Origin of the sequence: Streptomyces sp. NPDC001068 (genome assembly GCF_042897315.1) — a bacterium.
Taxonomy (GTDB): Bacteria; Actinomycetota; Actinomycetes; order Streptomycetales; family Streptomycetaceae; genus Streptomyces.
Window position 1 is genome coordinate 214,653 of record NZ_JBIAYD010000008.1, and the last position, 13,130, is coordinate 227,782.

Annotated in this window: 7 protein-coding genes and 1 tRNA gene; 1 reads left to right on the forward strand and 7 read right to left on the reverse strand. The window is 70.4% G+C overall.

Going from position 1 to position 13,130, the window contains the following annotated elements; genetic code table 11:
- Window positions 1–157: 157 nt before the first annotated feature.
- Window positions 158–4,210, forward strand: a complete 4,053-nt coding sequence (locus tag ACFY3I_RS23515) for a hypothetical protein (protein WP_390862436.1) — start codon at window positions 158–160, stop codon at window positions 4,208–4,210.
- Between the two features lie 254 nt (window positions 4,211–4,464).
- On the opposite strand, the gene ACFY3I_RS23520 is transcribed toward ACFY3I_RS23515, so the two are convergent.
- The 7 genes from ACFY3I_RS23520 to gnd all read right to left on the reverse strand — a co-directional run bounded on the left by ACFY3I_RS23520 (window position 4,465) and on the right by gnd (window position 13,091).
- Window positions 4,465–4,541: transfer RNA gene (locus ACFY3I_RS23520), tRNA-Ile, on the reverse strand.
- A gap of 111 nt (window positions 4,542–4,652) precedes the next feature.
- A complete protein-coding gene (locus tag ACFY3I_RS23525) occupies window positions 4,653–5,408 on the reverse strand; it encodes a DUF3566 domain-containing protein (RefSeq protein WP_390862438.1) in 756 nt (251 codons plus the stop codon).
- Window positions 5,409–5,426: 18 nt separating this feature from the next.
- On the reverse strand, window positions 5,427–8,039 hold the full coding sequence (gene gyrA / locus ACFY3I_RS23530) for a DNA gyrase subunit A (RefSeq protein WP_365285865.1): 2,613 nt from the start codon (window positions 8,037–8,039) through the stop codon (window positions 5,427–5,429).
- 42 nt (window positions 8,040–8,081) lie between these two features.
- Window positions 8,082–10,121 (reverse strand): DNA topoisomerase (ATP-hydrolyzing) subunit B, encoded by a 2,040-nt coding sequence (gyrB, locus tag ACFY3I_RS23535; RefSeq protein WP_365285863.1) that lies wholly within the window; start codon window positions 10,119–10,121, stop codon window positions 8,082–8,084.
- A 419-nt stretch (window positions 10,122–10,540) separates the two neighbouring features.
- Window positions 10,541–11,068 (reverse strand): DciA family protein, encoded by a 528-nt coding sequence (locus ACFY3I_RS23540; protein ID WP_365285861.1) that lies wholly within the window; start codon window positions 11,066–11,068, stop codon window positions 10,541–10,543.
- Complete coding sequence (gene recF / locus ACFY3I_RS23545; RefSeq protein ID WP_365285859.1) at window positions 11,065–12,186, reverse strand: DNA replication/repair protein RecF; 1,122 nt, start codon at window positions 12,184–12,186, stop codon at window positions 11,065–11,067. Before recF ends, ACFY3I_RS23540 begins: the two co-directional genes overlap by 4 nt.
- Before the next feature lie 29 nt (window positions 12,187–12,215).
- Window positions 12,216–13,091 (reverse strand): phosphogluconate dehydrogenase (NAD(+)-dependent, decarboxylating), encoded by an 876-nt coding sequence (gene gnd / locus ACFY3I_RS23550; RefSeq protein ID WP_390862440.1) that lies wholly within the window; start codon window positions 13,089–13,091, stop codon window positions 12,216–12,218.
- Window positions 13,092–13,130: the final 39 nt, after the last annotated feature.

The following is a 13,130-nucleotide window of genomic DNA, read 5'->3' on the forward strand; positions in this document are numbered from 1 at the left end:
TCCACGGAGCTGAGCTGGTCGGCCCGCCGGGCGACGCCCGGCCACCGCCTTGCTGGAGCGAAATCCTGCCAGTCAGGGTGCGCATCTGAGGAGTCCAGGACGTCCGGACCAGGGCTTCGCCGCAGGTCAGCCGTATAAAGTGAGTTTTCCGGTCCGGATGACCAGCAGCGGGGGAAGTAAGGGGTGGAGCGCCTTGGGTCCCGACGCAGGGGCACGGACAGCCTTCGCGGAACGACTCGCGTTGCTCTACAAGGAGGCCGGCAACCCACCGCTCAAGCGCGTCGCCGAGGCGGTCGACCGGTTGCACCGCGTCGACGAACGGGGCCGGCCCGTACGGGTCTCCGCCCAGCGGATCAGCGACTGGCGGCGGGCCAAGAACGTCCCCGCACAGTTCGCCGCACTCTCCGCCGTGCTCCAGGTCCTCATCCCCCAGGCCCGCCGCGCCCAGCCGGCTCCGGTCTCCTCCGGGCTCTACGAGCTGTCCCAGTGGCAGAAGCTGTGGGAGCGGGCCGTGGCCGATCCGGCCGGCGAGCTGTCCCTGCCCGAGGCCCCGGAGGAGACGGAAGCACCGCCACCCGTCGACGGCGTCTGCCCGTACCGGGGCCTGGCCTCCTATCGCAGGGAGGACGCTCGCTGGTTCTTCGGCCGTGACCGCAGCACCGACGCCCTGATCGGCCAGCTCCGGTCGGCGAAGGCCACCGGCGGTCTCGTCATGCTGGTCGGCGCCTCGGGCGCCGGGAAGTCGTCCCTGCTGAACGCCGGCGTGGTGACCGCGCTCCAGAACGGCGCCCTGGCCGAGGAGGAGACCGGCCCGCACCGGGTCCTGCAGCTCGTACCGGGAACGGATCCGGTCGGCGAACTGACCTGTCGCATACCCGAGCTGGCCGAGCCGACCGAGCCGGCCAAGCCGGGTGACCCGGACGATCCGGAGGCGATACGGGCGGCGGTCAGGACCTGGGCCGGCCGCGGGGAGGCCGATGTTTCACGTGAAACATCCTCGGAATCCGCCCCGGCCCGCCCGGTCGTGATCGTCGACCAGTTCGAGGAGACCTTCACCCTCTGCGCCGAGGAGACCCGGCGACGCGCCTTCGTTCGGCTCCTGCACACGATCGGTACCTCCGCCCACCCCGGCGAACCGGCCTCCGCCCTGGTCGTCCTCGGGATCCGCGCCGACTTCTACGAGCAGTGCCTGAGCTATCCGGAGCTGGCCGACGCGCTCCAGCACCGGCACATGGTGCTGGGTCCGCTGACCACCGCCGAACTCCGCGAGGCGGTGACCGCTCCGGCCAAGGCGGTGGGCCTGGAACTGGAGCCCGGCCTCACCGAACTGATCGTCCGTGAGGTGAGCGCAGACGGTCCGCGGGGCGCCCATGACGCGGGGGTCCTCCCGTTGCTCTCGCACGCCCTGCTCGCCACCTGGCAGCGCCGCAAGGGGGGCCGTCTGACGCTGGCCGGCTACCGGGCCGCCGGCGGCATCCAGGGTGCGGTCGCCGCGACCGCCGAGCGCGCCTGGACGGGCCTGGACCCGGCGGCCCGCACCGCGGCCCGGCTGCTGCTGCTCCGGCTGGTCCGGCTCGGCGAGGACACCCAGGCGACCCGCAGGCGCGGCACCCGGCGCCAGCTGGCCGCCGAGTCCACCGACCCCGACAAGACGGAGGAGTCGCTCGAGGCGCTGGTACAGGCCCGTCTGGTGACGTTGGACGCGGAGACGGTGGAGATCACCCATGAGGCACTGCTGCACGCCTGGCCGCGACTGCGTGACTGGCTCGACGCGGACCGCAAGGGCAATCTGCTGCGTCAGCGCCTGGAGGAGGACGGCCGGTCCTGGGACGAGTCCGGCCACGACTCCGCGCTGCTGTACCGGGGCTCGCGGCTGGAACAGGCCCACGCCTGGACGAAGTCGGCCGACGACACCTTCCTGACGCGCAGCGCGGTGCAGTTCCTGGCGGCCTCCGTACGACTGCGGCGGCGCACGGTGTGGATCAGCAGGGCCGCCGTGTCGGCGCTCGTCGTGCTGGCGGTGCTGGCCGCGGGCGCCGCGGTGGTCGCCCGGCAGCAGCGGGACGACGCGATGTTCGAGCAGGTGGTCGCGGAGGCCGACCGGTTCCAGTACTCGGACCCGGCGCTCTCCGCCCAGCTGGACCTGGTCGCACACGGCCTGCGGCCGGACGACGAGGGCGCCAACAACCGGCTGGTGTCGATCGTCAACGCACCGCTGGCGACTCCGCTGCTCGGCCACACCGGAGCCGTCTACCTCACCACCTTCAGCCCCGACGGCACCACGCTCGCCACCGCCGCCTACGACCGCACGGTCCGCCTGTGGGACGTGAGCGACCCCAGCCGTCCCAAGGCGCTGGGCGCACCCCTGCGCGGCCATACGAGCTGGGTCTCCAGCGCGGTCTTCAGCCCGGACGGCCGGACCCTGGCCAGCGCCGGAGACGACGGCACCGTACGCCTGTGGAACGTCTCCGACCCGGCCCACCCGGAATCCCTGGGCGCCCCGTCGAGCGGGCACGACGGCACCATCTACCTGGTGGCCTTCAGCCCCGACGGCAGGACCCTGGCCACCGCCGACGAGGACCACACCGTCCGCCTGTGGGACGTGCGCGACCCGCGCCGCCCCGCCTCGATCGGCACCCTGACCGGCCACACCGAAGCCGTCCGCTCCCTCGCGTTCAGCCCCGACGGCCGTACCCTCGCGACCGGCGGCGACGACAACTCGGTCGTCCTGTACGACGTGTCCGACCCGCGCCGGCCGCAGCGCGTCGGGCCGGCGCTGACCGGGCACTCCGGGACCGTGCACACGGTGGCCTTCAGCCCGGACGGCCGCACCCTGGCCAGTGGCAGCGGGGACGACACGGTCCGGCTGTGGGACGTCACCGACCGGGCGCGCGTCAGGGCCCTCGGCGCGCCGCTCACCGGGCACACCGGGCCCGTCTGGTCGGTGGCCTTCAGCCCCGACGGCTCGATGCTCGCCGCGGGCAGCGCGGACTCCACCGCCACCCTGTGGAACGTCGGCGACCCGGCCTTCCCCTCCCAGGTGGGCGAGCCGCTCGCGGGCAGCAGCGGGGAGATGTACGCCATCGGCTGGAGCCCGGACGGCCGCACCCTCGCCACCGGCAGCGGTGACGGCAAGGTGCGGCTGTGGTCGATCCCCGGGGCGGACATGACCGGCGAGACGGGGGCGTTCAGCCCGGACGGCCGCGTCCTGGCCACCGGCGGCGGCGACAGCCGGATGCGGCTGTGGAACATCACGGACCCGGCCCGGCCCACGGCACTCGGCAAGCCGTTCAGGACGGGATGGCGGGACCTGCGCTCGACGGTGTTCACCCGGGACGGCCGCACCCTCGTCATCCTGACCGGCGAGAACAACATCAACCGGGTGCAGTTGTGGAACGTCTCCGACCCGGCGCGGCCCAGACGGTACGGTGCGCCCGTCCGGCTCAGGACCCGCTACGCGGGCGCCGAGGCGCTGGCGCTGAGCCCGGACGGCCGCACCCTGGCCGCCGACTACGACGACCGCACGGTCCAGCTCCTGGACATCACCGACCCGGCGCACCCCGAACGGCTCGGCGGCCCCCTCGAGGGACACACCGGCTACGTGAACGCGCTGGCGTTCAGCCCCGACGGCCGGACACTGGCGAGCGGCAGCGCGGACGGCACGGTCCGGCTCTGGGACGTCTCCGACCGGAAGCGGGTCAGGCCCCTGGGCGGGCCCCTCACCGGCCATCTGGGCCCCATCAACACCCTGGCCTACAGCCCTGACGGGGCGACCCTCGCCAGCGGCAGCGACGACGACACGGTCCGCCTCTGGAACGTCTCCGAGCCGGGCCGCGCGACCCGGCTGGGCGCGGCCCTCACCGGCCACACCGAGGCGGTGGTGTCCCTGACCTTCAGCCGGAACGGCCGGATCCTGGCCAGCGGCGGCAACGACAACACGGTCCGCCTCTGGAACGTCTCCTCACCGTCCTCCGCCCACCCCATCGGCCAGTCCATGAGTCCCAACGCCAAGACGGGCAACTTCCTCTCCTTCAGCCCGAAGAGCAACATGCTGGGCGTCTCCAGCGGTTCGGGCACGGTCCGGCTGTGGAGCCTGGACGTCGACCGGGCCGTCAGCCGCATCTGTTCGGCCACCCGGAACGTCCTGACCGAGGCGAAGTGGCGGGAGTACCTCCCCCGCCTGGACTACGACCCGCCCTGCGCCGACTGAACCGACCCGCCCGGTGTCGACCTTTGAGTGATCCCGATCACAACTGCTCAGGACGGCCGAGAAGTTGACTCCCGCCGCACAGGTCACCTTGTTAGGCTGACCACAACCCGGTCGCTGGTGCATCCCCCGTCGCCAGCGACCGGGCTTTTCCATGCCCGGCGACGGCCGGACACGCCACGACGACACGGCACCGACCGCAGCCCGGCCGACAATGCCGAAGACCCCCGATCCGGGCGGATCGGGGGTCTTCGTACTGGTGGGGCTAACAGGATTTGAACCTGTGGCCTCATCCTTATCAGGGATGCGCTCTAACCAACTGAGCTATAGCCCCGCCGCGCTTTGCGGTGTGTGTCCCGCGCGCTGACTCCTGAAGATTAGCGCACGACCGGGGCAGTCCCAAAATCGGTTGTCGGGGGACCGACAGCAGAGGTTTGAACTCCGGTTACTCGTCCTCGGCCAAGGTCAGCTCGATGCCGCCGACGAAGCCCGCGGAGAGGTTGTAGATGAACGCGCCGAGGGTCGCCAGCGCCGTCGCGAGGACGACGTCGATGACCGCGATGATCGCCGTGAACATCAGGACGTGCGGAAGGGACAGGAACGACTGGAGGTCGAAGCCGTTCGACTCGTTCGAGCCGGTCGCCTCCGAGATCGTGCCGCCGACCGTCGAGAACACACCCATCGCGTCCAGGACCATCCACAGCACCGCCGACGCCACGATCGAGCAGATGCCGAGCGCGATGGAGAGCAGGAAGCTGACCTTCATCACCGACCACGGATCGGCCTTGGCGACCCGCAGCCGCGCCTTGCGGGTGCGGGGGGCGGTCCGGGTCCCCGCACCGGTGCGCGGCCGTCGTACCGCCCCTGCGGGCGCCTGGGCGGCCTGCCCGGCCGGGTAGGCCTGCGGCGGGTGGTAGGGCCCGGCGGGCTGTTCGGGGCGCCGCTCGCCCGGCAGCGGGGAGACGCTCGGCTGCTGCCCGGCGGCCGGCTGGCCGCCTCGGGTGTCGGTCACGGTGCCCCCCTGGGTTCCCTGCGCGTCCGGCGTGGACGCCTTGACCGCCTTCAGCTGGGTGGTGTGCGTGTCCATCGGCTGCGCACCGCCCTCGGTGGCCCCGCCGGACGCGGCGGAGCCACGGCCGCCGCCGTCCGCGTCCGTACCCGTAGAGGTACCGGCCGACCCGGCGCCCGTGGCTCCGCTCACGATGACTCTCTCCTCGTGCTACTCGGCCGAGGGCGCCTCACCCTCGTCCGTACCGCTGGTCTCGACACCTTCGACGGTCTCGGCGGTCTCCGCGGTTTCGTCGACGACGTCCTCGCCGTCGACTTCCTCCGCCTCGCTGCCGGCCTCGGCGTTACGTGCGATGCCGACCACGGCATCGCGCTTGCCCAGGTTGATCAGTTGGACGCCCATGGTGTCACGGCCCGTCTCCCTGACCCCGCTGACTCGCGTACGAATCACACCGCCGGACAGGGTGATGGCGAGGATCTCGTCGTTCTCCTCGACGATCAGCGCGCCCACGAGCGAGCCGCGGTCCTCCACGATCTTGGCGGCCTTGATTCCGAGGCCGCCACGGCCCTGGACGCGGTACTCGTCGACACGGGTCCGCTTCGCGTACCCCCCGTCAGTGGCAGTGAACACGAACGTACCGGGTCGAACAACATTCATCGACAGAAGTTCATCGCTCTCGCGGAAACTCATGCCCTTGACACCCGAGGTGGCACGGCCCATGGGACGCAGCGTGTCGTCGGAGGCGGTGAACCTGATCGACTGCGCCTTCTTGCTGATCAGAAGCAGATCGTCGTCCGCCGAGACCAGTTCGGCTCCGATCAGTTCGTCGTCGGAACCGTCCTCCCGCTCGCGCAGGTTGATCGCGATGACGCCGCCGGAGCGGGGCGAATCGTAATCCTTCAGAGGCGTCTTCTTGACCAGCCCGGCCTTGGTGGCGAGCACCAGGTAGGGCGCCGCGTCGTAGTCGCGGATGGCGAGGATCTCGGCGATCGCCTCGTCCGGCTGGAAGGCCAGCAGGTTCGCCACGTGCTGGCCGCGGGCGTCCCGGCCGGCGTCCGGCAGCTCGTACGCCTTGGCCCGGTAGACCCGGCCCTTGTTGGTGAAGAACAGCAGCCAGTGGTGGGTGGTGGAGACGAAGAAGTGGTCGACGATGTCGTCCTCCTTCAGCTTCGTCCCGCGCACCCCCTTGCCGCCGCGCTTCTGGGCCCGGTAGTCGACCGTCTTGGTCCGCTTGACGTACCCGCCGCGCGAGACCGTGACGACGATGTCCTCCTCGGCGATCAGGTCCTCGATGGACATGTCACCGTCGTAGGGCACCAGCATGGTCTTGCGGTCGTCGCCGAACTTCTCCACGATCGCGGCCAGCTCGGCGCTGACGATCCCGCGCTGGCGCTCCGGGGAGGCCAGGATCGCGTTGTACTCGGTGATCTTCGCCTGGAGCTCGTCGTGCTCCTGGATGATCTTCTGGCGCTCCAGTGCGGCCAGCCTGCGCAGCTGCATCTCCAGGATGGCGTTGGCCTGGATCTCGTCGATCTCCAGGAGCCCCATCAGGCCCGTGCGCGCGATCTCGACCGTCTCACTGGCCCGGATCAGCGCGATGACCTCGTCGATCGCGTCCAGCGCCTTCAGCAGACCGCGCAAGATGTGCGCCCGCTCCTCGGCCTTGCGCAGCCGGAAGCGCGTACGGCGGACGATGACCTCGATCTGGTGCGTCACCCAGTGCCGGATGAACGCGTCCAGGGAGAGGGTGCGCGGCACGCCGTCGACCAGCGCCAGCATGTTGGCGCCGAAGTTGGACTGCAGGTCGGTGTGCTTGTAGAGGTTGTTCAGGACGACCTTGGCGACCGCGTCCCGCTTCAGCACGATGACCAGGCGCTGACCGGTGCGCGAGGAGGTCTCGTCGCGGACGTCCGCGATGCCGCCGACCTTGCCGTCCTTCACCAGGTCGGCGATCTTCTGCGCCAGGTTGTCGGGGTTGGTCTGGTACGGCAGCTCCGTGACCACCAGGCACTGGCGGTTCTGGATCTCCTCGACCTCGACGACCGCGCGCATGGTGATCGAGCCGCGGCCCGTGCGGTAGGCCTCCTCGATGCCCTTGCGGCCGACGACCAGCGCGCCGGTCGGGAAGTCGGGGCCCTTGATCCGCTCGATCAGCGCGTCCAGGAGCTCCTCGTGCGAGGCCTCCGGGTTCTCCAGGTACCACTGGGCGCCGGCCGCGACCTCGCGCAGGTTGTGCGGCGGGATGTTGGTGGCCATGCCGACCGCGATACCGGCGGAGCCGTTGATCAGCAGGTTCGGGAAGCGGGCGGGCAGGACGGTCGGCTCCTGGGAGCGGCCGTCGTAGTTGTCCGTGAAGTCGACGGTCTCCTCGTCGATGTCGCGGACCATCTCCATCGACAGCGGCGCGAGCTTGCACTCGGTGTACCGCATGGCGGCCGCCGGGTCGTTGCCCGGCGAGCCGAAGTTGCCGTTGGAGTCGACGAGCGGCATGCGCATCGACCAGGGCTGGGCGAGGCGGACCAGGGCGTCGTAGATCGAGCTGTCGCCGTGCGGGTGGTAGTTGCCCATCACGTCGCCGACCACGCGCGCGCACTTGTAGAAGCCGCGCTCGGGGCGGTAGCCGCCGTCGTACATGGCGTACAGGACCCGGCGGTGGACGGGCTTGAGACCGTCCCGGACGTCGGGCAGCGCGCGGGACACGATGACGGACATCGCGTAGTCCAGGTACGAGCGCTGCATCTCCGTCTCGAGCCCGACGGGCTCGACACGCATCGCGAGTTCGCCGCCCTCTTCAGGGGTGGCGGGAGTGTTCTCGTCGGCCATTGCTGGTGAAGATCCTTCCCTGTGCGGTCAGCTGAGACCGACTCAGATGTCGAGGAACCGGACGTCCTTGGCGTTGCGCTGGATGAACGCGCGGCGGGCTTCGACGTCCTCGCCCATCAGCACCGAGAACAGGTCGTCGGCCTGGGCGGCGTCGTCCAGGGTGACCTGGCCGAGGACCCGGTGCTCCTGGTCCATGGTGGTCACCCGCAGCTCCTCGGCGTTCATCTCGCCGAGGCCCTTGAAGCGCTGGATCGAGTCCTCGCGGACCCGCTTGCCGCGCTGGCGCCCCATCTCGAGGAGCGCGTCGCGCTCGCGGTCCGAGTACGCGTACTCGACGTCGTCCCGGCCCCACTTGATCTTGTAGAGCGGCGGGCGGGACAGGTACACGTGCCCGGCCTCGACCAGTGGCCGCATGAAGCGGAACAGGAAGGTCAGCAGCAGGGTGGAGATGTGCTGGCCGTCGACGTCGGCGTCCGCCATCAGGATGATCTTGTGATAGCGGAGCTTCTCGATGTCGAAGTCCTCGTGCACACCCGTGCCGAACGCGGAGATCAGCGCCTGGATCTCCTGGTTCTGCAGGATCTTGTCGATCCGCGCCTTCTCGACGTTGAGGATCTTGCCCCGGATCGGGAGGATCGCCTGGTACTGCGGGTTGCGGCCGGACTTGGCCGAACCGCCGGCGGAGTCACCCTCGACGATGAAGATCTCGCACTTGGTGGGGTCGTTCGACTGGCAGTCGGACAGCTTGCCCGGCAGGGACGCCGACTCGAGCAGGCCCTTGCGGCGCGTGAGGTCGCGGGCCTTGCGGGCCGCCACGCGCGCGGTGGCCGCCTGGATGCCCTTGCGGATGATGTCCGCCGCCTCGACCGGGTTGCGGTCCAGCCAGTCGTTCAGGTGCTCGTAGACCGCCTTCTGCACGAAGGTCTTGGCCTCCGTGTTGCCCAGCTTGGTCTTCGTCTGCCCCTCGAACTGCGGCTCGCTCAGCTTGACCGAGATGATCGCGGTCAGACCCTCGCGGATGTCGTCGCCGGTGAGGTTGTCGTCCTTCTCGCGGAGCAGCTTCTTGTCGCGCGCGTACTTGTTGATCAGCGAGGTCAGCGCGGCGCGGAAGCCCTCCTCGTGGGTACCGCCCTCATGTGTGTGGATGATGTTGGCGAACGAGTACACGCCCTCGCTGTAGCCGCTGTTCCACTGCATGGCGACCTCGAGGGACAGGCTCTTGTCCTTGTCCTCGGCCTCCAGGTCGATCACCGTCGGGTGCACCACGTCGCCCTTGCGGGAGTTGAGGTACTTCACGAAGTCGACGATGCCGCCCTCGTAGTGGTACGTGACGGTCTTGACCTCGGCCTTCTCGTCCGCACCCGCCTCGTCGGCGCCGGCGACGGCCTTCGCCGACTCGCGCTCGTCGGTGAGCCGGATCGTCAGGCCCTTGTTGAGGAAGGCCATCTCCTGGAAGCGCCGCGACAGCGTCTCGAAGGAGTACTCGGTGGTCTCGAAGATGTCCGGGTCCGCCCAGAACGTGACCGAGGTGCCGGTCTCGGCCGTCTCCTCGTGCTGCATCAGCGGAGCCGTCGGAACGCCCAGCTTGTAGTCCTGCGTCCAGCGGTGGCCGTCCGTCCTGATCTCGACGGACACCTTGGACGACAGGGCGTTCACGACGGAGACACCCACACCGTGCAGACCGCCGGAGACGGCGTACCCGCCACCGCCGAACTTGCCGCCCGCGTGCAGGACCGTCAGCACGACCTCGACGGCCGGCTTGCCCTCGGACGCCACGATGCCGACCGGGATACCACGGCCGTTGTCGACGACGCGCACGCCGCCGTCGGCCAGGATCGTCACGTCGATGGTGTCCGCGTGGCCGGCCAGCGCCTCGTCGACGGAGTTGTCCACGACCTCGTACACCAGGTGGTGCAGACCGCGCTCGCCGGTGGAACCGATGTACATACCGGGTCGCTTGCGGACCGCGTCCAGCCCTTCGAGCACGGTGATGGCACTCGCGTCGTACGAGGCGGTGACCTCACCGTTCGTGCCGATGTCGGTGGACGGGATGTTCTCGTTGGGGTTGCCGGAATCGGCCACGAAGCGCCCTTTCTGGCACTGGCACAGCACGAGCCTGACTCCTGGGGATCCCCCTCGGGAGAGGGCTGCCGGAGCGGCTGCGGCATGTTGCGTTGGTAAGCCTTGATCAGCGTTGCTCAGCTTTTCCCGGGCGGTCCCCACGGTCGGGGCGGGATTGTCTTCCAGTCTACCGGTAGCGCCGACAGTGATGGGGGTTTGCCGGTACCTGAGTCCGCATGTGCCGCCCTGAACCGGTCGCCGCCGACTCCCGATATACGGATGGGGGCTCCAAGAGGCTCACGGAGGCACTCAGCGCTTCCGGCTGTCAACCCTTGACTACTCCGGGGTCAGATCGCGATTCGCAACCGCGTGCGGTGGTACGCCGACCGGCCGAGGGGGCCCGACGAGGGGTCCGCGCTCGGCTCATCGCGTGACGTAAGTCACCCGTAGGTATCGCCGGGACCGGTGCTTCCGGGGGCGCGCAAGGGGCCGTAGCGCCGGGTCGGACCGCCGGGATTCAGGACTTTGATCATGCGCACGGTGCCGTGGCCCAGGTCCTCGTTCAGACGGGCGACCAGCGCCGGCGCGAGGTGGCGCAGCTGGGTCGCCCAGGCCGTGGAGTCGCACTGCACGACCAGCACCCGCTCGTCCTCGTCGTACCGCTCGGGCACACAGTGCTTGGCGAGGTCCTCGCCGACGATCTGCGGCCAGCGGCCCATCACCCCGCCGACCGCGGCCGGCGTCTCCCAGCCGCGCTCGGTGATCAGCCGGTTGATCGCGGAGCCCAGCGCCATGGGATCGCGGCCGTCGGCGCGCGCGCCGGAGCGCAGACCACCACGCCGCGCCTGCTTCTTCTGCTGCGCCGCGTCGCCACGCGCGCGCGCCGCCTCCTTCGCCGCCCTGAGCGCCACCCGCGCCAGGTCGACTCCGGAGGGCTCCTTCCCGGGAACCGGTCCTTCGGTGCTCACGCCCGCTCCACCACCCCGTCCGCCACCGCGTACCGCGCACCGGTGAGGAGATGCGGCACGTCGTCGTCCACCGCGGCGGTGACCAGCACCTGCTCCCCGGGCGCGACCAGCTCAGCCAGCCGCTCCCGGCGCCGGGCGTCCAGCTCGGCGAACACGTCGTCCAGCACCAGCACCGGCTCGTTGCCCTCCGCGCGCAGCAGGTCGTACGACGCCAGGCGCAGCGCCAGCGCGTAGGACCAGGACTCGCCGTGCGAGGCGTACCCCTTCGCGGGCAGCTGCCCCAGCTTGAGGAGAAGGTCGTCGCGGTGCGGTCCGACCAGCGTGACGCCCCGCTCGATCTCCTGCTTGCGGGCGTCCACGAGGGCCGCCGTCAGCTGGGTGTACAGGTCCTCACGGGTGTGGGCCTCGCCGGGCGCCGACGGCTTGTACTCCAGCGCGACCGGGCCGCCCCCGGGCGCCAGCTGCTCGTAGGCCTTGTCGGCGAGCGGCTGGATCGCGGCGACCAGGTCGAGCCGCTGGGCGAGCAGCTCGGCTCCCGCGCGCGCGAGGTGCTGGTCCCACACGTCGAGGGTGGACAGGTCCATGGAACGGCCGCCGTGCCGCCGGGCGAGGGCCGCGGACTTCAGCAGGGTGTTCCGCTGCTTGAGGACGCGCTCGTAGTCCGACCGCACCCCCGCCATCCGCGGCGACCGCGCGGTGACCAGCTCGTCCAGGAAGCGCCGGCGCTCGCCCGGATCGCCCTTCACCAGGGCGAGGTCCTCCGGCGCGAACAGCACCGTCCGTACGATCCCCAGCACGTCCCGCGGCCTGACCTGCGAGGACCTGTTGATGCGGGCGCGGTTGGACTTGCCGGGGTTGAGTTCCAGCTCGACCAGTTGCTGCCGCTCGCCCTGGCGGACCTGGGCCCGGACGATCGCCCGCTCGGCGCCCATCCGGATCAGCGGGGCGTCGGTGGCGACCCGGTGGCTGCCGAGGGTGGCGAGATAGCCGACGGCCTCGACCAGGTTGGTCTTGCCCTGGCCGTTGGGACCGACGAAGGCGGTGACGCCCGGGTCGAGCGGGACCTCGACCCGGGCGTAGGAACGGAAGTCGGCCAGCGACAGATGCGTGACGTGCATGGGTGTTCCGCCGACCTCCCCGTGACCTGCTACTTCGTTTCCACCGCGTGGCCGCCGAACTGGTTGCGCAGCGCGGCGATCATCTTCATCTGCGGCGAGTCCTCCTGACGGGAGGCGAACCGCGCGAACAGCGAGGCGGTGATCGCGGGCAGCGGCACCGCGTTGTCTATGGCGGCTTCCACAGTCCACCGGCCCTCGCCGGAGTCCTGTGCATAACCCTTCAGCTGGTCCAGGTGCTCGTCCCCGTCGAGGGCGTTCACCGCGAGGTCCAGCAGCCAGGAACGGATGACCGTGCCCTCCTGCCAGGAGCGGAAGACCTCGCGCACGTCCGTGACGGAGTCGACCTTCTCCAGCAGTTCCCAGCCTTCAGCGTAAGCCTGCATCATCGCGTACTCGATGCCGTTGTGGACCATCTTCGCGAAGTGGCCCGCGCCGACCCTGCCGGCGTGCACTGCGCCGAAGTCGCCCTCGGGCTTGAGCGCCTCGAAGACCGGCCGGACCTTCTCGACGTGCTCGGCGTCGCCGCCGTACATCAGCGCGTAGCCGTTCTCCAGGCCCCAGACGCCTCCGGAGACCCCGCAGTCGACGAAGCCGATGCCCTTGGCGGCGAGCTCCTCCGCGTGCCTCTCGTCGTCCGTCCAGCGGGAGTTGCCGCCGTCGACGACCACGTCACCGGGCTCGAGGAGCTCGGCCAGCTCGTCGATCGTGGACTGGGTCGGCGCTCCGGCCGGGACCATCACCCACACCACGCGCGGCCCGCCGAGCTTGCCCACAAGCTCTTCCAGGCTGTGGACGTCGGCGAGGTCCGGGTTGCGGTCGTATCCGACGACGGTGTGGCCCGCGCGGCGGATCCGCTCGCGCATGTTGCCGCCCATCTTGCCGAGGCCGACGAGACCGAGCTCCATCAGTTGGTTCCTTAGGTTGCGGTGGGGCAGGAGAGGCAC

What these genes read in the sequence shown, in the direction of transcription:
- ACFY3I_RS23515 (WP_390862436.1), top strand. Translation starts at nt 158, where the DNA reads ATGACCAGCAGCGGGGGAAGTAAGGGGTGGAGCGCCTTGGGTCCCGAC.
- recF (WP_365285859.1), bottom strand. Translation starts at nt 12,186, where the DNA reads ATGCACGTCACGCATCTGTCGCTGGCCGACTTCCGTTCCTACGCCCGG.
- gnd (WP_390862440.1), bottom strand. Translation starts at nt 13,091, where the DNA reads ATGGAGCTCGGTCTCGTCGGCCTCGGCAAGATGGGCGGCAACATGCGC.
- gyrA (WP_365285865.1), bottom strand. Translation starts at nt 8,039, where the DNA reads ATGGCCGACGAGAACACTCCCGCCACCCCTGAAGAGGGCGGCGAACTC.